At 65.1% G+C, this 25,495-nt stretch carries 27 protein-coding genes and 1 tRNA gene; 11 read left to right on the top strand and 17 right to left on the bottom strand.

The annotated features are described in order from the left end of the window. The first annotated feature begins 6 nt into the window (after positions 1-6). From ABGV18_RS00630 to ispH, 6 genes are all read left to right on the top strand, one after another. A complete protein-coding gene (locus ABGV18_RS00630) occupies positions 7-453 on the top strand; it encodes a type IV pilin protein (RefSeq protein ID WP_396580923.1) in 447 nt (148 codons plus the stop codon). Between the two features lie 88 nt (positions 454-541). Next, positions 542-1,162, top strand: a complete 621-nt coding sequence (locus ABGV18_RS00625; protein WP_396580506.1) for a GspH/FimT family pseudopilin — start codon at positions 542-544, stop codon at positions 1,160-1,162. Between the two features lie 115 nt (positions 1,163-1,277). Continuing rightward, positions 1,278-4,109: an isoleucine--tRNA ligase gene (ileS, locus tag ABGV18_RS00620; protein WP_396584367.1), complete on the top strand. Its 2,832-nt coding sequence runs from the start codon at positions 1,278-1,280 to the stop codon at positions 4,107-4,109. Positions 4,110-4,478: 369 nt separating this feature from the next. After that, complete coding sequence (gene lspA, locus ABGV18_RS00615; RefSeq protein WP_396584366.1) at positions 4,479-4,976, top strand: signal peptidase II; 498 nt, start codon at positions 4,479-4,481, stop codon at positions 4,974-4,976. Beyond that, positions 4,969-5,469, top strand: coding sequence for an FKBP-type peptidyl-prolyl cis-trans isomerase (locus ABGV18_RS00610; RefSeq protein WP_396584365.1), 501 nt, complete (start codon positions 4,969-4,971; stop codon positions 5,467-5,469). The genes lspA and ABGV18_RS00610 overlap by 8 nt, the downstream gene beginning before the upstream one ends. Next, the gene (gene ispH, locus ABGV18_RS00605) at positions 5,466-6,404 is read left to right on the top strand and encodes a 4-hydroxy-3-methylbut-2-enyl diphosphate reductase (protein WP_396584364.1); all 939 of its coding nucleotides are present in this window, start codon (positions 5,466-5,468) and stop codon (positions 6,402-6,404) included. The genes ABGV18_RS00610 and ispH overlap by 4 nt, the downstream gene beginning before the upstream one ends. Positions 6,405-6,466: 62 nt before the next feature. On the opposite strand, the gene ABGV18_RS00600 is transcribed toward ispH, so the two are convergent. Next, positions 6,467-6,778: a DUF3817 domain-containing protein gene (locus tag ABGV18_RS00600; protein WP_396580496.1), complete on the bottom strand. Its 312-nt coding sequence runs from the start codon at positions 6,776-6,778 to the stop codon at positions 6,467-6,469. Positions 6,779-6,916: 138 nt separating this feature from the next. Then, positions 6,917-7,264: an ArsR/SmtB family transcription factor gene (locus tag ABGV18_RS00595; RefSeq protein WP_396580494.1), complete on the bottom strand. Its 348-nt coding sequence runs from the start codon at positions 7,262-7,264 to the stop codon at positions 6,917-6,919. A gap of 151 nt (positions 7,265-7,415) precedes the next feature. Between ABGV18_RS00595 and ABGV18_RS00590 the strand changes: the two genes are divergently transcribed. Next, on the top strand, positions 7,416-7,649 hold the full coding sequence (locus ABGV18_RS00590; protein ID WP_396580492.1) for a CsbD family protein: 234 nt from the start codon (positions 7,416-7,418) through the stop codon (positions 7,647-7,649). Positions 7,650-7,750: 101 nt separating this feature from the next. Here the strand turns inward: ABGV18_RS00590 and glnA are convergent, their stop codons facing one another. From glnA to ABGV18_RS00565, 5 genes are all read right to left on the bottom strand, one after another. After that, positions 7,751-9,142 carry a glutamate--ammonia ligase gene (glnA, locus tag ABGV18_RS00585; RefSeq protein WP_396584438.1) on the bottom strand — a complete coding sequence of 464 codons (1,392 nt, stop codon included), beginning with the start codon at positions 9,140-9,142 and terminating at the stop codon, positions 7,751-7,753. A gap of 356 nt (positions 9,143-9,498) precedes the next feature. Then, positions 9,499-9,822, bottom strand: coding sequence for a hypothetical protein (locus ABGV18_RS00580; RefSeq protein WP_396584363.1), 324 nt, complete (start codon positions 9,820-9,822; stop codon positions 9,499-9,501). Between the two features lie 186 nt (positions 9,823-10,008). Continuing rightward, positions 10,009-10,707, bottom strand: coding sequence for an SDR family oxidoreductase (locus ABGV18_RS00575; protein WP_396580488.1), 699 nt, complete (start codon positions 10,705-10,707; stop codon positions 10,009-10,011). Positions 10,708-10,744: 37 nt separating this feature from the next. Beyond that, entirely contained in the window at positions 10,745-11,503 is a 759-nt protein-coding gene (locus ABGV18_RS00570; RefSeq protein ID WP_396580486.1) for a hypothetical protein, read from the bottom strand. Positions 11,504-11,578: 75 nt separating this feature from the next. Beyond that, positions 11,579-12,883: a porin gene (locus ABGV18_RS00565; protein ID WP_396580485.1), complete on the bottom strand. Its 1,305-nt coding sequence runs from the start codon at positions 12,881-12,883 to the stop codon at positions 11,579-11,581. 157 nt (positions 12,884-13,040) lie between these two features. Here ABGV18_RS00565 and ABGV18_RS00560 point away from each other — a divergent pair, with 157 nt between their 5' ends. After that, a complete protein-coding gene (locus tag ABGV18_RS00560; RefSeq protein ID WP_396584362.1) occupies positions 13,041-14,675 on the top strand; it encodes a methyl-accepting chemotaxis protein in 1,635 nt (544 codons plus the stop codon). Positions 14,676-14,786: 111 nt separating this feature from the next. Here ABGV18_RS00560 and gpmI read toward each other — a convergent pair whose 3' ends face one another. The 10 genes from gpmI to hisB form a co-directional block, all read right to left on the bottom strand. Then, on the bottom strand, positions 14,787-16,322 hold the full coding sequence (gene gpmI, locus ABGV18_RS00555; protein WP_396580481.1) for a 2,3-bisphosphoglycerate-independent phosphoglycerate mutase: 1,536 nt from the start codon (positions 16,320-16,322) through the stop codon (positions 14,787-14,789). A gap of 152 nt (positions 16,323-16,474) precedes the next feature. Then, a complete protein-coding gene (gene tatC, locus ABGV18_RS00550) occupies positions 16,475-17,575 on the bottom strand; it encodes a twin-arginine translocase subunit TatC (protein WP_396584361.1) in 1,101 nt (366 codons plus the stop codon). Beyond that, positions 17,544-18,137, bottom strand: coding sequence for a Sec-independent protein translocase protein TatB (tatB, locus tag ABGV18_RS00545; protein ID WP_396580477.1), 594 nt, complete (start codon positions 18,135-18,137; stop codon positions 17,544-17,546). The genes tatC and tatB overlap by 32 nt, the downstream gene beginning before the upstream one ends. 26 nt (positions 18,138-18,163) lie before the next feature. Then, positions 18,164-18,454: a Sec-independent protein translocase subunit TatA gene (tatA, locus tag ABGV18_RS00540; RefSeq protein WP_396580475.1), complete on the bottom strand. Its 291-nt coding sequence runs from the start codon at positions 18,452-18,454 to the stop codon at positions 18,164-18,166. A gap of 26 nt (positions 18,455-18,480) precedes the next feature. Continuing rightward, a complete protein-coding gene (locus ABGV18_RS00535) occupies positions 18,481-18,822 on the bottom strand; it encodes a phosphoribosyl-ATP diphosphatase (protein ID WP_396580473.1) in 342 nt (113 codons plus the stop codon). Next, positions 18,809-19,237: a phosphoribosyl-AMP cyclohydrolase gene (hisI, locus tag ABGV18_RS00530; RefSeq protein WP_449728374.1), complete on the bottom strand. Its 429-nt coding sequence runs from the start codon at positions 19,235-19,237 to the stop codon at positions 18,809-18,811. Before hisI ends, ABGV18_RS00535 begins: the two co-directional genes overlap by 14 nt. A 112-nt stretch (positions 19,238-19,349) precedes the next feature. Beyond that, positions 19,350-20,123 carry an imidazole glycerol phosphate synthase subunit HisF gene (gene hisF, locus ABGV18_RS00525; RefSeq protein WP_396584360.1) on the bottom strand — a complete coding sequence of 258 codons (774 nt, stop codon included), beginning with the start codon at positions 20,121-20,123 and terminating at the stop codon, positions 19,350-19,352. 3 nt (positions 20,124-20,126) lie between these two features. Beyond that, the gene (hisA, locus tag ABGV18_RS00520; protein ID WP_396584359.1) at positions 20,127-20,882 is read right to left on the bottom strand and encodes a 1-(5-phosphoribosyl)-5-[(5-phosphoribosylamino)methylideneamino]imidazole-4-carboxamide isomerase; all 756 of its coding nucleotides are present in this window, start codon (positions 20,880-20,882) and stop codon (positions 20,127-20,129) included. Positions 20,883-20,932: 50 nt separating this feature from the next. Further along, positions 20,933-21,559 (bottom strand): imidazole glycerol phosphate synthase subunit HisH, encoded by a 627-nt coding sequence (gene hisH, locus ABGV18_RS00515; protein ID WP_396584358.1) that lies wholly within the window; start codon positions 21,557-21,559, stop codon positions 20,933-20,935. A gap of 145 nt (positions 21,560-21,704) precedes the next feature. Then, positions 21,705-22,298 carry an imidazoleglycerol-phosphate dehydratase HisB gene (hisB, locus tag ABGV18_RS00510; RefSeq protein WP_396584357.1) on the bottom strand — a complete coding sequence of 198 codons (594 nt, stop codon included), beginning with the start codon at positions 22,296-22,298 and terminating at the stop codon, positions 21,705-21,707. Positions 22,299-22,547: 249 nt separating this feature from the next. Between hisB and ABGV18_RS00505 the strand changes: the two genes are divergently transcribed. The 3 genes from ABGV18_RS00505 (at position 22,548) to dinB (ending at position 25,495) form a co-directional block, all read left to right on the top strand. Next, positions 22,548-22,623: transfer RNA gene (locus ABGV18_RS00505), tRNA-Phe, on the top strand. Between the two features lie 140 nt (positions 22,624-22,763). After that, positions 22,764-24,401 (top strand): PAS domain S-box protein, encoded by a 1,638-nt coding sequence (locus ABGV18_RS00500; protein ID WP_396584356.1) that lies wholly within the window; start codon positions 22,764-22,766, stop codon positions 24,399-24,401. 14 nt (positions 24,402-24,415) lie between these two features. Beyond that, entirely contained in the window at positions 24,416-25,495 is a 1,080-nt protein-coding gene (gene dinB / locus ABGV18_RS00495; protein WP_396584355.1) for a DNA polymerase IV, read from the top strand.

The following is a 25,495-nucleotide window of genomic DNA, read 5'->3' as shown; positions in this document are numbered from 1 at the left end:
GGCCTGATGTCGCCGCCCCGGCGCGGCCTTGGCTTTACCCTGATCGAGCTGATGATCGTGGTCGCGATCATAGGCATCCTCGCGGCGATCGCCTATCCGGCCTATACGCAGCACGTGGTCAAGACCAAGCGGGCGGCGGCAGCCGCCTGCCTCTCCGAATACGCGAGTTTTATGGAGCGGTTCTACACCACCAACCTTCGTTACGACGAGGATAGTGGCGGGACGGCCATGAACACGGCCAACCTGCCGGCGCTGGATTGTGCCTCGAATGACAATACCGGCCAAGATTATAACTATGCGTTCGCTGCTGGCGAGCCAACCCGGTCGACCTTTGTCCTTACCGCCGCGCCTCAGGGTGCCCAGGCGAACCGTGATGACTGCGGCACGCTAACGCTCGACCAGGCCGGTACGCGAGCCGTGAGCGGCGGTGGGACAGTGGCTGAATGCTGGTAAGGCTGCCTCGCCGCTGACCAGATATGACTGAAAACGGGCGCACGGATGCGCCCGCTCGCATTTTCCAACTTAGGATAAGGAGGTCCTTATGCTCAGGGACGAGCGAGTGGCCCGTTATGGGGGCGAGCTTTTCTGTTTCCGCGCCGTTTTTCCAGACAAGGAGGCGGGCGGTTTTTCGTTGATCGAACTCATGGTGACCGTTTCGGTTGCCGCCGTTCTCATGGCAATCGCCATCCCGGCATTCTCTTCGATGATGGCCCAGAACCAGTTGTCGGCGGCGACCAATGCCGCCCGCGGGGCCTTGATGTCGGCCCGGCAGTCGGCGGTGATGAAGGGGCGGCCGGTGTCCCTTTGCGCCGGCACGCCTACCGAGGGCTGTTCCGGGGATTGGTCGGCTGGCGAGTGGTTAGTCTTCCGGGATGACGATCACAGCGGTGATCTCGATGACGACGAACGGGTCGTGCGTCACGGTCGCGTCCCTGCCGCCGACGGTGCCGTGAGCCTGGATGGCAACGGGCCGTTTCGCTCGGCCCTGGTCTACGTGCCGATGGGTCACGCCGAGCGCGTCAGCGGTGCCTTTGGCGCCGGCCGGCTGCGGGTTTGCGTGGCGGCGGATCTGTCGCCGAACGCGCGGGAACTGGTGATTTCGGCGAGTGGTCGGGTGCGGTTGCAGGTAGTCGATTTCGACGGGACGTGTCCGAGTCTTTGAGTGGTGTCGGCACTTGGTTGTTGCCGGGTCGAGGCCATGAGCGTTCCCGCGGGTTGCGCTGTTACAATCAGTGGTTTGCAGTCTTCCGGCGAAACTGAACTGACGTGGCCCAACCGTGACCGATTACAAATCGACGCTCAACCTCCCCAAGACCGACTTCCCGATGCGTGGCAACCTGCCCAAGCGCGAGCCCGCGATGCTCGAGCGTTGGCAGGAGCGTGACCTCTATCGCGCGGTGCGCGAGCACGCCGCCGGCCGGCCGAAATTCGTGCTGCACGATGGCCCGCCGTATGCCAACGGCGACATCCACATCGGGCACGCGGTCAACAAGATCCTCAAGGACATCATCAACAAGACGCGCCTGCTCGAGGGCTTCGATACGCCCTACGTGCCGGGCTGGGATTGCCATGGCCTGCCGATCGAACTGGTGGTGGAGCGCGAGCACGGCAAACCGGGCGTCAAGCTCGACGAGCGCGCCTTCCGCCAGGCCTGCCGCGACTACGCGGCCAGCCAGATCGACCGCCAGCGCGAGGACTTCATCCGCCTGGGCGTGATGGGCGACTGGGACAACCCCTACCGCTCGATGGACTTCGCCTTCGAGGCCGACACGCTGCGTGCACTCGCCGGCATCATCGAGCGCGGCCACCTGCACCGCGGCGAGAAGCCGGTGCACTGGTGCGTCGACTGTGGCTCGGCGCTGGCCGAGGCCGAGGTGGAGTACCAGGACAAGACATCCGACCAGATCGACGTGGCCTTCGCCGCGGTCGACCCGGCGGCGGTCAACCGCGCCTTTGGCGTGGAAGACGGTACCCCGGTGGACCTGGTCATCTGGACCACCACCCCATGGACACTGCCGGCCAACCAGGCCGTGGCGGTCAACGCCGAGCTGACCTACCAGCTGATCGAGATCGACGGCCGCTGCATCGTGCTGGCTGCCGGGGTGGCCGAGGACGCGCTCGCCCGGATGGGTGTCGAATCACCGCGCGTGCTGGGCGAGTGCGCCGGTGCCGCGCTGGAAGGCCAGGAACTGGCCCATCCGTTCCTCGAGCGCCGCGTGCCGGTGATCCTCGGCGAGCACGTCACGCTGGATGCCGGCACGGGGCTGGTGCACACGGCCCCCGCCCACGGCGAGGAGGACTTCGCCGTGGGCAAGCGCTACCACCTGCCCGTGGACAACCCGGTCGACGGCGAGGGGCGCTTCTTCGCCGATACGTCGTTCGTCGGCGGGATGGATCTCAAGGCGGGTGGCAAGGCCATCCTCGAGCGTCTCGAGGCCGACGGTCGCCTGCTGGCGCACTCGAAGTTCAAGCACAGCTACCCACACTGCTGGCGGCACAAGACGCCGCTGATCTTCCGCGCCACGCACCAGTGGTTCATCTCGATGACCCAGCAGCATCTGCGCAGTGATGCCATCAAGGCGCTTGAAACGGTCGAGTTCACGCCGGACTGGGGGCGGGCGCGCATCGAGGGCATGGTCGAGAACCGCCCGGACTGGTGCATCTCGCGCCAGCGTTTCTGGGGCGTGCCGATCGCGCTGTTCGCCCACAAACAGACCGGGCATGCCCACCCGGATTCCGCCGAGCTGATGCGCAAGGTCGCGGAACAGGTCGAGCGGCACGGCGTGGACTGGTGGTTCGATCTGGACGCCGCCGAGCTGATCGGCGCGGACGCAGCCGAGTACGAGAAGGTCATCGACACGCTCGACGTGTGGTTCGATTCGGGCGTGACCCACTGGGCCGTGCTCGACCGCCGCGAGGAGCTGACCTGGCCGGCGGACCTGTACCTCGAGGGCTCCGATCAGCACCGCGGCTGGTTCCAGTCATCCTTGCTCACCGCTACCGCGCTGCGCGAGAAGGCTCCTTATCGCGGCGTGCTGACGCACGGCTTCACCGTGGATGCCAAGGGTCGCAAGATGTCCAAGTCGCTGGGTAATGTGATTGCCCCGCAGAAGGTCATCGACAAGATGGGCGCCGACCCGCTGCGCCTGTGGGTGGCCTCCACCGACTATTCGGCTGAGATGACGGTCTCTGACGAGATCCTGCAGCGCACCGCCGATGCCTATCGCCGCATCCGCAATACCGCCCGCTTCCTGCTCTCGAACATCGACGGTTTCGATCCGAACAAGGATGCCGTGGCCGACGCCGACCTGCTGGCACTGGACGCCTGGCTGGTCGATCGCACCGCGCGCCTGAACCGCGAGGTGCGCGAGGGCTTCGAGGCATACCAGTTCCACCAGACGATCGCGCGCATCCACCACTTCTGCTCGATCGAGCTGGGCGCGTTCTACCTCGACATCGTCAAGGACCGCATCTACACCGGCCAGACCGATGCGTCCATGCGTCGCTCGGCACAGACCGCCATGTGGCGCACGGTTGAGGCACTGACGCGTTGGATCGCCCCGGTGCTGTCGTTCACGGCCGAGGAGCTCTGGGAGCACCTGCCGGCACTGAGCTCGGGGCGCGAGGAAACCGTCTTCATGGCCACCCACGTCGACACGCTCGCCCCGCTGCTCGACGACGGGCGCGCCGGCCCGGCCCAGCGCGGCTACTGGGACGACGTGATCGCCATCCGTGACGCGGTCAACCGCCACGCCGAGGTCGCGCGCAATGAAAAGCGCATCAAGGCCAACCTCTCCGCCAATGTCGAGATATGGGCCGACGACGCCGTCTCAGAGCGCCTGGCCGAGCTCGGCGACGAGTTGCGCTTCTTGCTGATCGTCTCCGAGGTCACGGTGCGGCCGCTGGCCGACAGGCCGGCGGAGGTCGAGGCCGAGTCGATCGAGGGCGTGGGCGAGCTGGCCGTGCGCATTGCCCCGGCCGAGGCCGAGAAGTGCGAGCGTTGCTGGCACTTCCGCCCGGATGTCGGCACGCACGCCGCGCATCCCACCCTGTGCGGACGCTGCATCGAGAACATCGAGGGCGACGGGGAAACCCGGCGCTTTGTCTGAGGACGTGATGGCCACCATCCAGTCCGGCGAACGCGCACCGAAGCCCCCCGTAGGAGCGGCTTTAGCCGCGATACGTGGCGGTGGTCCCGGCAGCCCATCGCGCCTGAAGGCGCGTTTCCCCGGTCGGATCTTGCGTGGCGCTCGGACGGGGGCGGCGCGTGCCGGCGTCTGCGCGAGCACGACTCGCTCCCACAAGGCTCGGCGTTCCTCTCCGTGGGAGCTTGCCTTGCAAGCGAAACGCGCCGGAGGCGCGTGTCTTGGCAAGGGGCTGCCCTCCGAGCTGAGCCGGGGTGGCGCCTGGCGGCGCCTTCGCGGGCAGGGCCCGCTCCCACAGGATTGTCGCTGCCACTCGGTGCCGGGGTTATGTCGATGAGAATTGCCAGCACGAACCTTCGTTGGCTCTGGCTGTCCCTCGGGGTGCTGGTCGCCGACCAGCTGACAAAGTGGGCGGCCCTCGCCGGGCTGGTCTATGCCCGTCCGGTCGAGGTGCTGCCGTTCTTCAACTTCACCCTGCTGTACAACACCGGGGCGGCCTTTTCGTTCCTCGCCGACCACGATGGCTGGCAGCGCTGGTTCTTCGTTTTCCTGGCCGTGGTGATCACGGGCGCGCTGTTGGTCTGGCTGGCCTTCGTCGCCATCCGTGACGGGCGCATCAAGGCGGGCATCACGCTGTTGATCGGCGGGGCGGTGGGCAACGTGATCGACCGGGTCCTCTATGGCCACGTGGTCGATTTCCTCGATTTTCATGTCGCCGGCTGGCACTGGCCGGCCTTCAATATCGCCGATGCGGCCATTACCATCGGCGTGGTACTGATCATATGGGCCGAACTGCGGCCCGCTGGCCGAGAGAGCGTATCCGATGAGTGACGCCGACACGTCCGACCTGCCGACCATTGGCAAGCATTCCGAGGTAACCGTCCACTACGAGATCCGTCTATCCGACGATCGCGTGATCGACAGCACCTTCGACGACGAGCCGTTTACCGTCAAGCTGGGCGCCGGCACCTTCGAGCCGCGGCTCGAGGAGGCGCTGGTGGGCCTGCCGCTGGGCGAGTACACCCGCATCCTGCTCACGCCGCAGTACGCCTTCGGCATGCCGGACCCGAGCAACGTGCATACCATGTCGCGTGGCCGGTTTCCGGAAGACATGGACCTCGAGCCACAACTGGTGATCGAGTTCGATCTGCCCAGCGGCGAGTCGGTGCCGGGCACCGTGACGGCCCTGACCGAGGATGACGTCACGGTGGATTTCAACCACCCGCTCGCCGGTCAGAACATCCAGTTCATCGTTCGGGTGATGGCCGTCGACGGGCAAACGGCGCCGGCCGATTCGCCGGCCATGAACGGAAACGCGTCATGAAGATCCAGCTGTCCAATCCGCGTGGTTTCTGCGCCGGGGTCGACCGGGCGGTGGAGATCGTCGACCGCGCACTCGATTCCTTCGGCGCGCCCATCTACGTGCGCCACGAGATCGTCCACAACCGCTATATCGTCGACAACCTGCGCGACAAGGGTGCGATCTTCATCGAGGACCTGGCCGACGTGCCTGATGGGTCCACCCTGATCTTCTCCGCCCACGGCGTCTCCAAGGCGATTCAGGACACGGCCGCGGAGCGCGGTCTGACCGTCTTCGATGCCACCTGCCCGCTGGTGACCAAGGTGCACATGGAGGTCGCCCGCCACGCCCGGGCGGGGCGCGATGTGGTGCTGATCGGCCACGAAGGCCACCCCGAGGTCGAAGGCACCATGGGGCACTTCGACCCGGCCTTCGGTGGGCAGATCCATCTGGTTGAGAAGATCGCGGACGTGGAGCATTTGCAGGTGGACAACCCCAAGGGGCTGGCCTGGGCCACCCAGACCACGCTCTCGGTCGACGAGACCCGCGCGATCATCGGCGCACTGCAGGAGCGTTTTCCCCAGGTCGAGGGGCCGCGCAAGGATGACATCTGCTACGCCACGCAGAACCGCCAGGACGCCGTGCGCGAGCTGGCCGAAAGCTGCGACCTGGTGCTGGTGGTCGGCTCGAAGACCAGTTCCAACTCCAATCGCCTGCGCGAACTGGCGGAGCAGTCCGGCACGCCCGCCCACCTGATCGACGGCGCGAACGACATCGACCCGGCCTGGTTCACCGATTGCAGCCGGGTAGGCGTCACGGCCGGCGCTTCGGCCCCCGAGATCCTCGTCCAGCAGGTGATCGAGCGGCTCAAGCTCGAGTGCAAGGCGACGCTCGAGGAACGCGAGCCCGCCGTGGTCGAGAACATGGTCTTTCCCATCCCGGTCGAGTTGCGCCGCTAGGGACGCTCCATGTGCTCGCGTCCTGTCTTCACCGTCGGGTCGTGTTCTCGAGTGGGCGGCGCTCAGGCCGTGGCCTGGATGCGGCGACGGACCAGCCGGTGCGAGACCAGCCCACCGAAGGGGATAAACGCCGCGACCGCTACCACCGCCCCATGGTGGACGGGCAGCAGTCGGCGGTAGAGCGTGATAGCCAGCACGGCCATCGTCCAAAGGAACAGCACCCCGTGGAGCGGGCCGACGGCACTGACCGCCTCGGGCATGCCTGCCAGATACTTGAGAGGCATGGCGATTGCTACCAGGGCAATCAGCGAGCCGCCTTCCAGTAGGGTCATCAGCCTGAGGTGTCGGAGCGCCAGATTGGGTTGCTGTGCCATGAGGATCGCCACTTGCCTTATTTCAAATAAGGCAAGTTTATCTAAAAGCAGGCGCCTTGCCTTCTGGATAGCCGAATTGACTCGAACATGGCAGATTATGGCTCGGCTTGCCGAATCGGCGGTTCGTGCAGATAAGGCTCAGGTGGAGCAATCACGTGGCGGGCGGCCGATCATCTGCTTGAGTCGGGCCAGATCCTGGGTCAATGTCTCGCCATTGGCGTTGCCGTCGAAGGTGGCCTTGAGGACGGCGCGGACCCAGGCGGGCAGGTCCTCGGCCACGCGGTAGAACACCCAGGTGCCATCGCGTCGCACCTGGGTAATGCCGGCATCGCGCAAATGGGCCAGGTGGCGGGAAATCTTCGGCTGGCTCAAGGCCAGTGCCTCGGTCAACTCGCAGACACACAGTTCCCTCTCGCGGAGCAGCAGCATCAGGCAGCGTAGGCGGGTGGTGTCGCCAAGGGCGCGAAACAGGACCTCGGGTGGCATGGCAGTCTCTCTGTTCTCAAAATGTCTTCGAAAGGAATAATGATTAGTTGTGCTCATTGTAACGCCGGCTTAGGGCTGCGTCGCATTCAGCTCGGCAGGTCGGCGTCGATTGCCTACAATCAAGAGGGCAAAACCGCACAGGAGTTCCGTAATGAAGTGGGATCACATCGCAGGTAACTGGCGCTCGTTCATTGGGCACGCCGAGGAATATTGGGGCAAGATCACGGGCGATGAGTTCGCGGTGATCGAGGGCAAGAAGGATGAGCTGATCGGCAAGATCCAGGCCCGCTATGGCGTCAGCGAACAACAGGCCCGCGAGCAGATCAAGGAATTCCAAAAGCGGATGAAGGAAGAGCTGGGCGCCGAGGGCGTTCCGAAGAAGTAGGCCGCCTTCCTCCGCTGGCGCCACGCATGAAAAACGCCCCGCAATGCGGGGCGTTCGTGTTTCCGGTGGCCGGGCATTTGCGCCCGGCCGGGCCACTGGCCTTACAGGCTGTAGTACATGTCGAACTCGACCGGATGCGTGGTCATCCGCAGCAGCTGGACTTCTTCTTCCTTGAGCTCGATGTAGGCATCGATCAGGTCGTCGGAAAAGACATCGCCACGGGTCAGGAACTCGCGGTCCTCGTCGAGCGCCTTGAGCGCCTCGTCCAGCGAGAAGGCCACCTCGGGGATGTTCTTCTCTTCTTCCGGCGGCAGGTCGTAGAGGTTCTTGCTGGCTGCCTCGCCCGGGTGGATCTTGTTCTGGATGCCGTCGATGCCGGCCATCAGCATCGCCGAGAACGCCAGGTACGGGTTGGCAGTGGAGTCCGGGAAGCGCAGCTCGACGCGACGGGCCTTCGGGTTCGAGACGAACGGGATCCGGATGGATGCCGAGCGGTTGCGGCTGGAGTAGGCCAGCTTGACCGGTGCCTCGAAGCCCGGGACCAGGCGCTTGTAGCTGTTGGTCGACGGGTTGCAGAACGCGTTCAACGCGCGGGCGTGCTTGATGATGCCGCCAATGTAGTACAGCGCCATCTCGGAGAGGCCCGCGTAGCCGTCGCCGGAGAACAGGTTCTTGCCGTCCCGGGTCATCGACTGGTGGACGTGCATGCCGGAACCGTTGTCACCAACGATCGGCTTGGGCATGAAGGTCGCGGTCTTGCCGTAGGCGTGGGCGACGTTGTGGATGACGTACTTGAAATCCTGTACTTCGTCGGCCTTCTTCACCAGGGTGTTGAACGCGACGCCGATCTCGCACTGACCGGCAGTCGCGACTTCGTGGTGGTGTACCTCGACGTCCTGGCCCATTTCCTCGAGCACGAGACACATCGCTTGACGGATGTCGTGCAGGGAGTCGACCGGCGGGACGGGGAAGTAGCCGCCCTTTACGCCCGGACGGTGGCCCATGTTGCCGTCTTCGTAGACGCGCTCGGCGTTCCAGGAGGCTTCCTTGGAGTCGATCTTGACGAACGAGCCGGACATGTCCGAGCCCCAGCGCACGTCGTCGAGGATGAAGAATTCGTTTTCCGGGCCGAACAGCGCGGCATCGGCCAGGCCGGAGGACTGGATGTAGGCCTCGGCGCGGCGGGCGACCGAGCGCGGATCACGGTTGTAGCCCTGCATGGTGTCCGGCTCGATGATGTCGCAGATGACGATCAGGGTCACTTCTTCTGAGAACGGGTCAATGTTGGCCGAATCGGCATCCGGCATCAGGATCATGTCCGAGGCGTTGATGCCCTTCCAGCCGGCGATCGAGGAGCCGTCGAACATCACGCCGTCCTCGAAGGTTTCTTCGTCGATGTGACTGGCCGGGTAGGTGACGTGCTGCTGCTTGCCGAGCGTGTCGGTGAAGCGGAAATCGACGAACTTGACGCCGTTTTCTTCCATCAGGGTCATGACTTTATTGGTCGCGTTGGACATGTAATCCTCCAAAGGTTGGGTATCTTGCATATGGCGGGCGCTTCAATCGCGCGGCAACTTGCCGACATGATCCGCTGATGCCCGACTTGGTGCAAGAAAAGCAGAAACCGTGCCGGTTTGTTCTTGCCGAGTTGCTGCGCGGGTGTGCAGCCAAATGACCCGGCCCCCGGGCGCCATCAATCCACCTAAGTGGCTGTAATGTGGAAGGTCGTTTCGGGAGTGGCGGGCGATTTTTCCGGCGGTGCATCGAGGCCGGGCCCGCGGAGGCGAGGGCGCCCAGTCCTGCGTGCACCAAAGAAGTGCGCCAGGCCGGATGTGAGCACCATGTTGGGTCAGGCTCGCTTCGAGTTGGCGGCTGGCAGGCTAGCGAGCGTCGGGATGGGGGGCTGCGCTGCCGCGGGGTAGTAGGGGCAGTCAACAGCCAGGCAGGCCATGCCGTGACGGCATTCCTGCGCGCAGGCCAGCAATGCCAGCTTCCGACACAGCGCGGCCTGGCCTGCCGAGCGGCGGTCGAACAGCTCCGCGCTGGAGAGCTTGCCCTCGGCGATGAAACCGTCGAGCTCGGCATAGCGAAACCGGGCAATCTCCCGGTCCCCTTCGGGCGAGGTGACCATGATCTGGTCGGCCTCTTCCCCACAGTGGTGCAGCAGCTGCATGGTGACCTCCCGGCTGGCATGGGCCGACGGCGCACCGGCGGTGGCGCGACGCTCGGAATCGCTGCGTAATGATAACGATTCCTGTTTGCGCCAACAAGCCAGGCGCGGTTGCGCCCTGCCTGAGCCCGTCCCGGGAAACCGGACGGAACCGCTCGGACGGCAAAGCCTTAGCGGTATCGAGGTGCCCTACCAGGGAATGGTCGTGCCATCGATGTCGATGAACCGGCCCCGGTCGGCCTCGGTCAGGCCGGCCATGTTGCGGCGCAGCCCGTCGGCGCTCTGCGCGGTGGAGATCTCGGCGTTGGGGCCGCCCATGTCGGTGAGCACCCAGCCCGGGTGCAGGGCGACCACGTTGATGCCGCGCGGTTCGAGATCGATGGAGGCGCTCTTGATTACCGCATTGACCGCCGCCTTGCTCGAACGGTAGATGTAGCCGCCGCCCGAGCCGTTGTCACCCATCGAGCCGACCTTGCTCGAGAGGATGCCGATCTTCTTCTCGTCGCTGCGCGCCACCTGGTCGGCAAACGCCTGCATGATCAGCATTGGCGCGATGCTGTTGATGCGGAACACCTCCAGCCAGGCCTCGGTGTCGGTGACGTTGCCGAAGGCCACGCCGCGCGGGCCGTAGATGCCGGCGTTATTGATCAACCAGTCGATCGACTCGTCGGATAGCTCGCTGGAAAGCGCCCGAATGGCCCCGGCATCCGCGACGTCCAGGGCATGCAGTTTCAGCGTCTCCGGGTGTTCGAAGGCCAATGCCTTGAGTTCGGCCGAGTCCTCCGGGTCACGCGCGGTGGCATGCACACGCCAGCCGTCCTCGAGCAACTGGCGGGCCAGTTCCAGGCCGATGCCTCGATTGGTGCCGGTGATCAGGGCGGTCTTCATGCGGAAGTCTCCTCTCGGTTATCGGGGTCTGCGATGTTTATTTGGCCAGCCGGAACACCAGCTGGCCCTCCTCGACCTGCACGGATTCGACCCCGTCGGCGAGGGACTGCCAGAAGCCCGGCTCGCTGCCGAATTCTGCGACTAGGTCGACGCCCTTGAGCCCGCCGATCCAGGTGTTCGGCAGCGGCACGCCCCACAGGCTCACGCCGGTGACGATGACGGCCAGCCGCGAGCCATCGGGTGTTGGGATCTGCTGGACTTCCGCGCCGGCATTCAGCCTCAGCGTCTGGCCACCCATGAACGGGAAGTCCGGCGGCAGCGGCACCAGGAGCTTCACGCTGACGAGGTCCTCGGACAGGTCGATCGCCAGCCGACGGGCCATCTCCGGGTCGCGGGCGATGATCGCATTGAGTTCGCGCTCGTCGAATTGCACTTCGCGCGGGGCCTCCTTCTCCCGGTATGGCTCGGGCTTGAGTCGACCCTGCTGATCGAATTCCTCCGGTTGCGAGGAAAATCGATCCCCCGCTCGGGGTGGGGGTTGGTCGGGCTGCATGCCAAGGGAGGCGAGCTTGTCGTCGAGTGTCTGTTGCTCGGTCTCGTTCAGTTCGACCGGCTCGAACTGGTTCGGGAACAGGTAGTAGCGCACGGCGATTGCCCCAACCACCAGGGTGACGATTATCGTGCCCACGATGATGAGGCTCACCCCGAGGCACCCGATGCCACGACGTGGCTCGTCCGGCCGGCGAGAGGATTCGTCAGTGGCCGGGGGCTGGTTGGGCTGATTGGGATCGGTCACGGCAGGTCCTCGCGTCGTGCCGCCCAGGCTGGCGGCTCATCGAGGTTAGCATGCCAGCCGAGCACCCTGGCCCCGTCAGTGATCGTGGCCGTGGTGATGCCCGGCGTGAGGGTCCGAGCGTTCGCCGAGCGAGAATCGCCATTGGTATTGCAGGTAGAACTGGGTGTAGTGCTCCCGGCCGGTTTCGAGGGCGACACTGGCTCGCGCAACCTGGGCGCGCAGCCGGCTGCTATCGCTGATGTGCCAGGTGGCGGCCGCCGTCCAGCGGTCGCTCTCGTCGTAGTCCGCATTCACGCCGGCCAGCGGGCCGCGCTTCTCGTTGGTAAAGCCGACCGCGTCGTAGCGCAGGCCGATCTCCCAGTGCGGCGCGATGCCGTAGGTGGCCTGTACGTAGAAGCCATCTTCGGTGAAGTCGCGCGCCTGGCCGATGACGCCGGGATTGCTGGCGTGATGCGCCACTTCGAGGTTCTTCTCGGCGGTCAGATATTCGGCCGCCACGCGCCAGTCACCTTGGCCGTGGGTGCCGTCCGCGTCGAAGGCGTAGGTGGCATCGAGCCCCCAGAGTCGCGCCTCGCCATCCAGGCCGTGTTCGTCCGGCTCGCCGTGGTGATGGAATTCCTGGTGACTGCGAAAAAAGGCCGCCGAGGCGCCCAGTTGCAGGGCGTGATCGTGGCCGAGATCCGGTGACCACTTGGCAAAGGCGGTCCAAAGTCGGGGGGCGTCGTCCCGGCCGGGCAGGTCGTCGGCGTGGTCGGCCTCGGTGCCAAGTCGTTCGTTGTTGTCGCCCTGGAAGGCCTCGATGCCAAAGCGCGTGTCGTGGTCCCAGGCCGGCTTCCAGGTGAGTTGTGCCCCGGTGTCGGACAGGCCATGTACGCCCAGGAGGGTGCGGTAGGGGAGGTTCTGGTCGACGAAGTCCCAGTCGTGCGGATGCCGCTCGTTGGCGTAGCCAATGCCCGAGTAGAACTTGCCTGCCTTGACCCGCAGTCCGGCGGGCAAGCCGGTGGTGGCGAGAAAGGCCTCCTCGACCTCGACGTCGCCCCCATCGTAGACGGCGGCGTTTAGTCGCGCATCGAACAGCGTCTCGATGCCGCCGGTCAGCGAGATTTCGGTATGGCGGAGATTGAATCCCTGCTCGAGGCCATGTTCGTGGCCTGCTGCGTCGTGGTCGGCGTCATGGTCATAGGCATTGAAGATGCCGGCGGTTTCGCCGAGCAGGGCGTCACCTTCGCCATTGGCATTGTCATCGTAGTAAATGCCGTCCAGAACGATGGTGAGTGTCGGGTCGAGCAGCAGGTCGGCTGCCTGGCTCGTGCCCCAGGGCAGCAGGCTGGTCGCGGCGGCGACCGTGAGGGCTCGACGAAACGGCAGGGGGTGGGGCATGGTCGTCTTCCTTCCAACAGAACGTGATTGGGCAATTTATAGCACGTTATAACATAACTATTAACAGGACTGACCCCGCCCCGCTGCCCGGTGTCATGCCCCTGCAACCTGCCGCGGATACGTTACGGCTCCTTTATGAGCTGAGAAGACGAGTGTTATGCGTGGTTTTAGTTGGGGGATTTCGCAACGGTTGTGGTTGGGTTTCGGCGCCTTATTGGTCCTTCTGATCACGGTCGCGACGGTTTCCGTGCTTCAGTCTCGCGATCTCGCCCAGGTGGTTCAGCGGCTGAGCGTCGAGGTGATAGAACGGGTGCAGTTGTCACAAACGCTGGTCAGCGAGGTGGAGAGCTTCCAGACCGCGCAGAAGAGTGGCCTGCTGGCGCGCGCCACACTGCGCATACTGCAATCCCGCGAGTATTTTGACCGCGCCGAGCAGGCCGCAGCGCGCATTGAGAAACAGGTGACCGCGATGGACGCTGGCTTGAGTGAGCGCGAGCGCGGCCTGATCGACTCGTTTCGTGAGCCCTGGCAAGGCTATCTCGAGGTGCACCAGCGCGTGCGCGAGAAGGCCTCGCAAGGACAGATCGAGCCGGCCCTGGCTCTGTTGGAGAACGAGGGTGCGCCGCGACTCGATGCGGCGCGGGAGGCGCTCGCACGGTTGACCGTCTTCCTGCGTGAGGACCTCGCGGCACAGCGCCAGGCCGTCGCCGAGCGCATGCAACGCGACCAGCTCATCCTGATCGGCATGGTGGCTCTTTCCTTGTTGATCGGGGGGCTGCTGGCCGTGACCACGACACGCTACCTGCGAGGCAGTCTCGATCGGGTGCTGAGCGTGGCGGCACGGGTCGTCGACGGGGATCTCACCGCTCGCACGGGCTTGTCTCGCAACGATGAGATCAGTGCCATGGGGCGGGCCGTTGACGGCACCTGCCGGCAGTTCGAGGAGGTCGTGGCTCAGGTGGCCGAGGTGGCCGAATCGATGAAGGAACGCTCGTCGTCTCTTAGCCTGGCCGGCGAGCGGGTCGTCGATGGCATGCATCGCCAGGAAGCGGCGACCGAACGTGCCAATGAGTTGATGGAGCGCAATCTCGCCGAAGTGGACGAGGTGGTGGGCCATTCCGATCGGGCCGCTCGGTATGCCGAGGAGGTGGATCGGCTTTCCACCGGCGGTCTGAACCGGGTGGGGGCCACGGTGAGCGCGTTGCAGGCCCTGACCGATCGGCTCGAGCAGGCCGGCGCGATCATCCACCAACTCGATGCCCATGGTGGCGAGATCGGCTCGGTGGTCGACATGATCCGCGCGGTCAGCGAGCAGACCAATCTGCTGGCGCTCAATGCCGCCATCGAGGCGGCGCGGGCGGGTGGGCATGGGCGCGGTTTCGCGGTGGTCGCCGACGAGGTGCGGACCCTCTCCATGCGCACCCGCGACTCGACCGATCGCATCGCCGACATGATCGGCTCGCTGAAGACGACCATGCATCAGGCCGCCGAGCTGATGACCAACTCGAGCGAATATGCCGAGCGGACCCTGCAGGAGGCCGAGCAGGCCGGCGGGCAACTCAAGGAAATCGATCAGGCCGTCAGCAAGATCCGTGACATGAACGGCCGGATCGCGGCGGCGGCCCAATCGCAACGAGGCGAGGCGCACGAGCTCAGTTCAGCATTGCAGGAGATCGCCGTGCTTGCCGGCGAGGCAATTGAGGTCAGTCGAGATAATGAGCGCATGGGGAGTGCCATGCGCGAACAGTCCGACGACCTGGGTGTGCTGGTGGGGCGTTTTCGTTTCTCTTGATTCGCCTGGCCTGATGAGTTCATTCGGTTCTCGAGTTTGGATACACAAAGGCCGCGCAACCGGAGTCCGGTCAGCGCGGCCTTTGTGGCTCGTAAAGCCGGTGCGATTCCGTTAGCTGGAGGGTTTTTCCAGCAGCAGGGAGCGCTTCATTTTCTTCAGCATGGGCAGCCCCATCAGTTCTAGGACGGTCGCGGCGATATTAGCGATGCCGCCGCCGGTGCGCAGGCGAACCGGGGTCTTGTCGATGACGATGCAAGGCACTGGATAGGTGGTGTGCTGGGTGTGCGGGTCGCCGGTCACCGGGTCGACCATCTCGTCACAGTTGCCGTGGTCGGCGGTGAGGATGATCGAGTAGCCCTGCTCTCGGGCGGCATCCACCAGGCGACCGACCTCCAGGTCGACCGTCTCCATCGCCTTGATCACCGACTCGCGCACGGCCGTGTGCCCGACCATGTCGCCGTTGGCGAAGTTGACCAGCACGAAGCCGTACTGCTCGGCGCGCACGGCGTCGATGGCCGCATCCGCCACCTCGCGCGCACTCATCTCCGGTTGCAGGTCGTAGGTCGCGACCTTGGGCGAGGGCACCATGACGCGGTCCTCGCCGGCGAAGGTCTCTTCCTTGCCGCCGTTGAAGAAGAAGGTGACGTGGGCGTACTTCTCGGTCTCGGCGCAGTGGAACTGCTTGATGCCGGCCTGGCTGATCGCCTCGGCGAGCACGTTCTTGGGCCGCTCCGGCGGAAAGCCGATCGGCGAGAGAAAGCGCGGGTCGTACTCGGTCAGGCAGGTGACCACGAGCGGCTGGTAGTCACCGCGATAGAAGCCGGAGAACGATGCCTGCCCCAACGCCTCGGTGAGCTGGCGTGGGCGGTCATTGCGGAAGTTGAAGAAGATCATCGAGTCGTCGGCGGTGAGCGGCTCGAAGCCGTCGAGTACCGCGGGGCGAACGAATTCGTCGGTCTGGTCGGCCTCGTAGGAGGCGGCCAGTGCCGCATGGGCATTGGCGAAATGTGGCCCTTTGCCCCGAACGATGGCGTTGAAGGCCTCCTCGGTGCGCTCCCAGCGCTGATCGCGATCCATCGCGTAGTAACGACCGCTGATGGTGGCGATCGCCCCGTTTGCGTCCCGGAGTCGGGGCTCGATCTGGTCGAGGTAGGTCAGGGCCGATTTCGGCGCGGTGTCGCGGCCGTCGGTGATCATGTGGATCAGTGGCCGCGCGCCGATTTTTTTCGCCATCTTGATCAGGGCCAGCAGATGACGGACGTGGCTGTGCACGCCGCCGTCGGACACCAGTCCGATCAGGTGGATCGGGCGGTCGGCATCGGCGGCCTTCTGCATCGCCTGGTTGATCGCGGCATTCTCGTAGAAGCTGCCGTCCTTGATCGCATCGTCGATACGCACCAGGTCCTGGCGGTTGATCGCGCCGCAGCCCAGGGTCAGGTGACCGACCTCGGAGTTGCCCATCTGGCCGTCCGGCAGGCCGCAGGCTCGACCCGAGGCCTCGATCACGGCATGGGGGTGATGGGCGTACAGCTCGTCAAGCCGGGGCGTATTGGCCAGGCTCACGGCATTGTTTGTGCGGCTCGGGTTGACGCCGACGCCGTCCATGATCACAAGCAGGACGGGGCGTCGCGGGGCGATATTGGACATGGGCTTGCGTTCCTTGTTCGTGTTTCGGTTGGAGTCACCGGAACGAATCGGGTGGCGCGTGCCGTCATCCGCCCGGCGGGGGCAGCGGGCCATCCGTTTCATTCTGGGTTGGGCGGGCGAAGGGCCCACCCGGGCGACGAGGTCGACCGGTATCAGCGCCGGTCGTTGCGTTCGTCGTCGTTCACGTCGGGCGTTTCGTCTCGACGCGTATCCGAGTCTTTTGGCTCGGATTCGGATTCGGACGCGCTGGGCGCCTCGTCATCCTTCGCCTCACTGCGACGTGCCTCGGCCTCGATCGCCTCGAGTGACCGTTGCTCGTGTTCGATTTCCTCGAAGGCGCGATCAAAGTCGAAATCGTCGTCTTTCTCGGTCTCGTAGGCCCGGCCGGGGCCCGCGCTGCTGGCCGCCGCACTGCCGCCACCTTGCCCGCCAGCGGGTGCTCCGCCGCTCGGTGGGGTGCCATCCGGATCGGGCTCGTCGTCGGTCGGCAGCACCGGTCCGCCCTGGCGCTTGAGCAGGATGCGGCCGATGACGATCCCCAGTTCGTAGAGGAACCAGACCGGGATCGCCATCATGAACTGCGACAGGATGTCAGGCGGGGTAAAGATCGCGCCGAGGATGAATGCGACCAGGATCGCGTAGCGGCGTTTTTCCGCCAGTTGATCGGGCGTGACCACGCCGATCAGGATCAACAGCACGGTCGCCACCGGCACTTCGAAGACGAAGCCGAAGGCGAAGAACATCGTGATGACGAAGCTCAGGTACTCGTTGATGTCGGGCGCGAAGCTGACGTCCGCCGGCCCGGTCCCGGCAAGGAAGCCGAAGACGACTGGAAAGACCGCGAAGTAGGCAAAGGCGGCGCCGAGGTAGAACAGGAAGGTGCTGGAAAATACCAGCGGGATCACCATCTTGCGTTCGTGCTGGTACAGGCCCGGGGCGATGAAGGCCCAGAGCTGGTAGAGCAGGAACGGGATCGCCACGAACAGGGCCGTGAAGCCGGCCAGCTTGAGCGGGATGAAGAAGGTCGATGCGACCTGCACCGCGATCATGTTGGCGCCTTCCGGCAGGAACTGCGATAGCGGTTCCGAGAGGAGGCGGAACAGATCGTTGCGGAAAGGGAATAGCGCCAGGAACAGGACGAAGACCACCGCCACCGACTTGATCAGCCGGTTGCGCAGTTCGACCAGGTGCGAGACGAAACCCGCCAGACCGGAGGGTTCGTCAGTTGTCGCGTCCGCGTTCCGTTGGCTCATCTTGGTCTTTTGTCGTCGATTCCTGGGTCGTGGCCGGCTCGGCCGGGGCGTCGGCTTCGGCCGACTCGAATGGGCGGCGGAAGCTCTCGCCGGTTTCCGATTCCAGTCGGCTCAGCTCGTCTTCGAAGGTGTCGGGCGCTTCGTCAGCGACGGCCTTGAGCCGGTTGCCCTCGGCGTCTTTGGTCGACTCGGGCTTCGCCTTGGCTGGCTTGCCGGCCTTGTCGAGACGTGCCTTCTCGGCCTCGGCCGAGCTGCGCATGGACTTCTCGGCGTCCGATAGGGCGCCTTTGACGCTCTTCTCGGTATCCGAGAGGTCGTCGCGTGTCTCTTCGACCATCGCTCGCAGCTTGCTGATCTCGGATTCCTGCGAGTTCAGCAGTTGCTTCATGTCCTGCATGTTGAACTCGCTGTCCATCTCCGCCTTGGCGTTGGCAACGAACTTGCGGGCCTTGTAGGTCCACTCGCCCGCCTTTCGCGCCACGCCGGGCAGCCGCTCGGGGCCGATGACCACCAGGGCCACGACCAGAATGAGAGACACTTCCCAGAAGCTGAAACCGAACACGGATCAATACCGATGCGCGCTTGGGCTCAGCTGCCCTTGCGCTCGGTCGACTTCTCGGCGGTGTTTTCCTTGCCCGCCTCGATGGTCTCGCTCTCGATCACCCGGTTCGCGTTGGGCTCTTCGCCTTCCTTGTGTTCCAGATTCTCGCTGCGCTTCTGCTCGTCCTCTTCCTTCTCCGACTCGTCCTTCACCGCGGACTTGAAGCCCTTGATGGCAGAGCCCAGATCGCCGCCGATATTCTTCAGGCGCTTGGTGCCGAACAGAAGCAGCACGATGGCGAGAATGATCAGCCAGTGCCAGATGCTAAAAGTACCCATGATCGCAATCTCCTACTGATGTCCTGTCAATCTTGTGCGCGCCGTGCCTTTTCTTCAAGGCCCGACAATCCGAATCGGCGTTCGAGCTCTTCGAGCACGTCCGCCGGGGTTAGGTTGGCATCGGCCAGCAGTACCAGGCTATGGAACCACAGGTCGGCCATTTCGTTGATCAATTCGTCACGGTCGTCGCCTACCGCGGCAAGCGCGACCTCGACCCCTTCTTCGCCCACTTTCTGGGCGATCTTCGCCCGCCCTTTCTGGTACAGGCTGGCGACATAAGAACTGTCCGCATCCGCGCCCTTGCGTTGCTCGAGCAGGGCGGCGAGCTGTTCCAGTACCTCGGTCGATCGGTGGTCAGCCGTGGCCATAGATCGCCTCCGGGGATTTCCTGACCTCGTCGGTCGTCTGCCAACGGCCGTCCTCGAGCCGACGGTAGAAGCAGGACTCGCGGCCGGTGTGGCAGGCGATCCCGCCGTGCTGTTCGATCGACAGCAGCAGCACGTCGCCGTCGCAGTCGAGCCGGATCTCGCGCACCGTCTGCGTGTGGCCGCTCTGCTCGCCCTTGTGCCAGAGTTTTTGACGCGAGCGGGAGTAGTACACCGCCTCGCCCAGTTCGACGGTCTTTTCGACCGCCTCGCGGTTCATCCAGGCGAACATCAGCACCCGGCCGGTCGCGGCGTCCTGCGCGATCGCCGGCACCAGGCCGTGATCGTCGAAGGCGATCGTCTCGATCCAATCGCGCGACCGGCGAAATGCGGGGGGCGTTGCCTGGGAGTCAGTCACCTGGGAATGGGTCACTTGAATCTCGTCGTTCCGTGGTGGGCGAGCCGGTGAGCGGCGCGAAAGTATATCAGGGATGGCGGAAAAACCGTCAGCGCCGACGGCGCCGCCAAGGTCAGTCGCGCACCTCGATGCCGGCCTTGGCCATTACGCCTTTCGCCTCGGCAATGCTGTGGGTGCCGAAGTGAAAAATGCTGGCGGCGAGCACGGCATCGGCATGCCCCTGCAGGATGCCCTCGACCAGATGGTCGAGATTGCCCACGCCGCCCGAGGCGATCACCGGGATCGGCACCGCGTCGCTGATCGTGCGGGTCAGTTCCAGGTCGAAGCCCTGCTGCATGCCGTCGCGGTCCATGCTGGTGACCAGCAGTTCGCCGGCACCCAGTTCGGCCATGTATCGCGCCCATTTGACGGCATCGAGGCCGGTGGGGTTGCGCCCGCCGTGGGTGAAGATTTCCCAGCGGGGCGGCTCGTCCTCGCCGGAGACGCGCCGGGCGTCGATGGCGACCACGATGCATTGCGAGCCGACCGCATCACTCATCTCCTTGATGCGCTCGGGGTGATGGACCGCCGCGGTGTTGATCGAGACCTTGTCGGCGCCGGCGTGCAGCAGCCGACGCACATCGGCAAGCGTGCGGATGCCGCCGCCGACCGTCAGCGGGATGAACACCTCGGCTGCCACCGCCTCGACCACGTGCTGCATGGTCTCGCGCCCCTCGTGGGAGGCGGAGATGTCGAGGAAGGTCAGTTCGTCGGCACCGGCCTGGTTGTAGCGCCGCGCCGCCTCGACCGGGTCGCCGGCATCCCGCAGTCCCTCGAACTGCACGCCCTTGACTACGCGACCCTCGGCCACGTCCAGGCAGGGGATGATGCGTTTCGCCAGTCCCACGGCCTACTCGGTGAACGGCGGGATGCCCGCACGGTCGTCGATGCGTTTCTGGGCTTCGCGCAGGTCGATGCTGCCCTCGTAGAGCGCCCGGCCGATGATCGCGCCGGACACGCCGTCATCGGCGGCGTCGATCAAAAGATCGATGTCGCTCATGTCGGTCACGCCGCCCGAGGCGATGATGGGGATGCGCACCGATTTGGCCAGGTCGCGCGTGGCCTCGATGTTTGCCCCCTGCATCATGCCGTCGCGGGAAATGTCGGTGAACACGATCGCGGCGACGCCGTCGGACTCGAAGCGCTGCGCCATGTCGTGGATGTCGTGGTGCGACAGCTTCGACCAGCCATCGATGGCCACCTTGCCGTCCCGGGCGTCCAGACCGATGATGATGTGCCCGGGGAAGGCCAGGCAGACGTCCTCGACGAAATGTGGCTCGGAGACGGCCTTGGTGCCGATGATCACGTAGTCCACACCCAGTTCGAGATACTGCTCGATGGTGGCCTCGTCGCGGATGCCGCCGCCGACCTGGATCGGGAGGTCCGGGTAGGCCTCGCAGATGGCCTGGATGACCTCGCGGTTCTTGGGACTGCCGGCGAAGGCGCCGTCGAGGTCGACCAGGTGCAGGCGGCGGGCGCCGGCCTCGACCCAGCGTCCGGCCACGGCAACTGGGTCGTCGGAGAAGACGGTGTCATCGTCCATGCGGCCCTGGCGCAGGCGCACGCATTTGCCTTCCTTTAGATCGATGGCGGGGATCAGGAGCATGATTGAGGCGTCCTCGATACGCGTGAAGTCGTGTGGCGATGCGGTCAGGACTACGGTCCGGACCAGCGGGTGAAATTGGCAAGGAGCTTGAGGCCGTCGTCGGCACTCTTCTCCGGGTGCGCCTGGATGGCGAAGATGTAGTCATCGGCCAGTGCGGCGCAATAGGTCAGGCCGTAATCGGCCGTCGCGACCGAGTGGGCCGGGTTCGTCGGCTCGCAATAATAGCTGTGCACGAAATAGAAGCGCGCGTCCTGGCGAATACCATCAAACAACGGGTGTTCCTGCGTCCGGTGCAACTGGTTCCAGCCCATCTGCGGCACCTTGAGCCGCTCATCTCCTGGCTGGAAGCGCTTGACCTGGCCCGGGAACCAGCCGAGCAGATCGACGCCGTCGTTCTCCTCGGAGCGATCGAGCAGCACCTGCATGCCCATGCAGATGCCCAGAAACGGCCGGGTCTGCGCCGCCTCGCGCAGGGCGGCCGGCAGATTGCGCTCGCGCAAGGCGGTCATGCACTGGGCCGCCGCCCCTTGCCCGGGGAAGACCACCCGCTCGGATTCGAGAATCACCTCGGGGGCGTCGGTGAGCACCACATGGGCGCCATCCGGGGCGACGTGCTCGATGGCCTTGACCACCGAGCGCAGGTTGCCCATGCCGTAGTCGACGACGGCGATCTGCATTACAAGGCACCTCGTAAAACCGGCTGAGCCACTCCATTGCTGCGTCGCGTGCTCACTCGCTCCTCGCCTATCCTAAAGATATGTCTCGTCGCTCGCTCCGTGGTTCCTTGCACTCGGGCGGTTCGTGACGGTTTTTCGAGGTGCCTCATAGCGAGCCCTTGGTCGACGGGATCGCGTCCGATTGGCGTGCATCACTGCTCAATGCCATCCGCAGCGCCCGGCCGAAGGCCTTGAACATGGTCTCGGCCTGGTGGTGCGCATTGCGCCCACGCAGATTGTCGACGTGCAGTGTGGCACCGGCGTGATTGACAAAACCGCGGAAGAATTCCTCAACCAGTTCGGTCTCGAAGCGGCCGATCAACGAGCGGGTGAAGTCGCAGTGGAACTCGAGCCCCGGACGCCCGGACAGGTCGATGACTACCCGCGAGAGCGCCTCGTCGAGCGGCACGTAGGCGTGGCCGTAGCGCAAGATGCCACGCTTGTCGCCGACCGCCTGCGCCACCGCCTGACCCAGCACGATGCCACAGTCCTCGACCGTGTGGTGATCGTCGATCTCGGTATCGCCATCGCAGGTCAGCGTGATGTCGATCAGCCCGTGGCGGGCGATCTGGTCGAGCATGTGTTCGAAGAACGGCACGCCGGTTTCCAGACGGGCCTTGCCCTCGCCGTCGAGATTGATGTCGAGGGAGATACGGGTCTCGTTGGTCTCGCGGCGGATCTGCGCGGTGCGTGCGGCCATGGTCGGTTCGCGTCTCGGGCGGTTGAGATATGGATGAGCGGGAAACCTTCCCGAGTTGGGAGCATACAATGCCGGCCGCGGCGCGTCAGCCTCTCGGCGGAAAACGATCTGGATGGCTGGTTCCCAGTCCGCCCTTGATCCTGCTTGGGCGGGGTTGACCGCACGTCGATTTTGCCGTTAAATGCGCAGCCTCGTCACCCGTCGACGGCGTCTGATGCGCGCCGCCGGCCGGTAGCGATAGACGGACATGGCCAGATAGCTCAGTTGGTAGAGCAGGGGATTGAAAATCCCCGTGTCGGGGGTTCGATTCCCTCTCTGGCCACCATGATTCCTGAAAAACCCTCGATCCCCGGATCGGGGGTTTTTTCGTTTCCGATGCCGGCCGCCGGACGCGCGGCTTTCTTTCGTGGCGGGGGTGGCTGGTCGCATACTGGCTAGAGTTGTAGGCGGACGCAGGGCACATCGATGCCGAGAGATCTCTATCAGGCCTGTTTCGAGCAGTCGCGGGACGTGCTTTTTTGCATTGCCCGGCGGGCGGATGGTGCGTTTGTCTACCGCGAAGTCAATGCCGCCCTGTTGCGCGACACGGGGCTCTCCCGCGAGCAGATTGTCGACAAGACGCCCGGCGAACTGTTGCCCCCCGAGCAGGCTCGCCAGCTCGAGGTGGTTTACGCCGAGTGTTTTGCCAGCGGCAAGCCGGCGTTGATCGAATCGATTATCGACGTGCCCAGCGGCAGTCGCAGTTGGCAGATCCAGTTGAGCCCCCTGCGCGATGACGAGGGCGCGGTGACCGGGCTGCTGGGTGCGGCGCGGGATGTCACCTGGAGTCGGGATTTCGCCCAGCAGTTGCAGACGGTCTCGCGGCAATTGCCCGGCTTTTTCTACCAGTTGCAGTGGTCGGAGGGGCTGGGCTGGCGATTTCTTTTCGTCGGCCAACGGGTCGAGGAAATGTTCGGCGTGAGCCAGGCCGAGGCGCTGGCCGATGCCGATACCCTGCTGGGGCGCATTCACCCGGAGGATCGCGATCGCGTGCTGGCTGACAGCATCGAGCACGGGGAGCAGTTGAAGCCCTGGCAGGCGGAGTTCCGCATGTGCCATCGCGATGGCCGCGTGCTCTGGGTCGAGGCGAACGACCTGCCGCAGCGGCTCGAGGGCGGCACGATCATCTGGACCGGCTATGTCAACGACATCTCGCGGCGCAAGGCGCTAGAGGCCGAGGTGCGCGTCAGTGAAACCCGTTATCGCCAGTTGGTCGAGAACGCCAACGACATCATCTTTACGGTCACGCCCGACGGGGTGTTCAGCTACGTCTCGCCCAATTGGACCGCAACATTGGGCCACCCGGTCGAGAGGGTGGTCGGTTCGCACATCGGTGATTACCTGCACCCGGACGATCTGCCCCGCTGCCAGGGCTTCCTCGAGGAGGTGCTGACATCCGGGCAGCCGCAGAGTGGGATCGAGTACCGGGTGCGTCATCAAGACGGCGACTGGCGTTGGCACATCACCAATGCCGCGGCGTTGCGCGGTGATAACGGTGAGGTGGTGGCGTTTCTCGGTATTGCCCGCGATATTACTGAGCGACGTGCCATGGAGCAGCGCATCCGGCACCTCGCGCAGCACGATGCCTTGACCGGACTGGCCAATCGGGCGCTGTTGTTCGAGCATCTCGAGCAGGCGCTGCGGCTCGCCGCCCGGCACGGCGAAAAGCTGGCCCTGCTGTTTATCGATCTCGACGAGTTCAAGCCGATCAACGACCGCCTCGGCCACGCCGCAGGCGACGAGGTGCTGTGGACCACCGCCAAGCGGCTGGTGGGTGGCTTGCGCGAGTCCGACCTGGTGGGGCGGCTGGGCGGAGACGAGTTCATTGCCCTCCTCGACGCCCCCGCCGGTGGCGAGGAGGCGCTGGCAGTCGCTCGTACGCTTTGTCGGTCGTTGGCCGAGCCGTTACAAGTCGGGGGGCAAACCGTGTCCGTGTCCGCGAGTATTGGCGTGGCCATTTACTCGGACCATGCGGCCAGTAGTGATGACCTGGTGCGGGCGGCCGATCGGGCGATGTATCGCGCCAAGGCGGCGGGCCGCAACCGGGCCAGGTTGGCCGAGTGAGGCCCGAGGCGGGCATGCGCAAGATCATTCACGTCGACATGGACGCCTTCTACGCCTCGGTCGAGCAGCGTGATCGGCCCGAACTGCGTGGTCGGCCGGTGGTGGTCGGTGGCGACCCGGCTGGGCGAGGCGTGGTCGCCGCGGCGAGCTACGAGGCCCGGCGGTTCGGCATTCATTCGGCGATGCCGGCGGCCCGTGCGGCCCGTGCCTGTCCCGATCTCGTTTTTCTGCGCCCCCGCTTCGATGTCTACCGCGCGGTGTCCCGCCAGATCCATGCGGTATTTCGCCGTTACACCGACTGGATCGAACCCCTGTCCCTGGACGAGGCGTATCTCGATGTCACCGACGGCTCTGCCTGTCGTGGTTCGGCCACCCTGATGGCGCGCGAGATCAAGGCGGCAATCCACGAGACGACCGGGCTGGTCGCCTCGGCCGGGGTTTCCTACAACAAGTTTCTCGCCAAGCTCGCCTCGGATGTGGACAAGCCCGATGGCCTCTACCTGATCGATCCCGAGGCCGCGCCGGCGTTCATCGAGACGCTGCCGGTGGGCGATTTTCACGGTGTGGGGCCGGCCACCGAGCGACGCATGAAGGCGCATGGCATTCACACTGGCGGCGACTTGCGCACTCACGAACTGCATGAACTGGTCGAGTGGTTCGGCAAGGCGGGGCGGCACTACTACCAGATTGCCCGCGGCGTCGACGACCGTCCCGTGCAGAGCCGACGTGAGCGCAAGTCGTTGGGGCATGAAACCACCTACGCAAGCGATCTGACCTCCCGCGACGAGGTCGAGGCGGCCCTGCCGCCGCTGGTCGAGCGGGTCGCACGTGATCTGGCAGCTCGCGAGCTTGCCGCGCGTACGGTCACGCTGAAGCTGAAATACGCGGATTTCGTCCAGATCACACGGCGGCGCACCTTCACGCGGCCGCTGTCGTCGGCCGAGGAATTGCTCGGCGCCTTACCAGGCCTGTTCGATGACACCGAGGCCGGTCGCCGGCCGATCCGGTTGCTGGGCGTGACGTGTTCGGGGCTCCAGGCCCGTCACGGGGTGCCTTTGGGCGAGCTTGACCTCGGCTGGCCGTCGGTGGGCTGA

Origin of the sequence: Guyparkeria halopsychrophila, assembly GCF_044582135.1 — a bacterium.
Lineage (GTDB): Bacteria > Pseudomonadota > Gammaproteobacteria > Halothiobacillales > Halothiobacillaceae > Guyparkeria.
The sequence above is the reverse complement of the archived record's forward strand: the minus strand, read 5'-3'. Positions and strand labels throughout refer to the sequence as shown.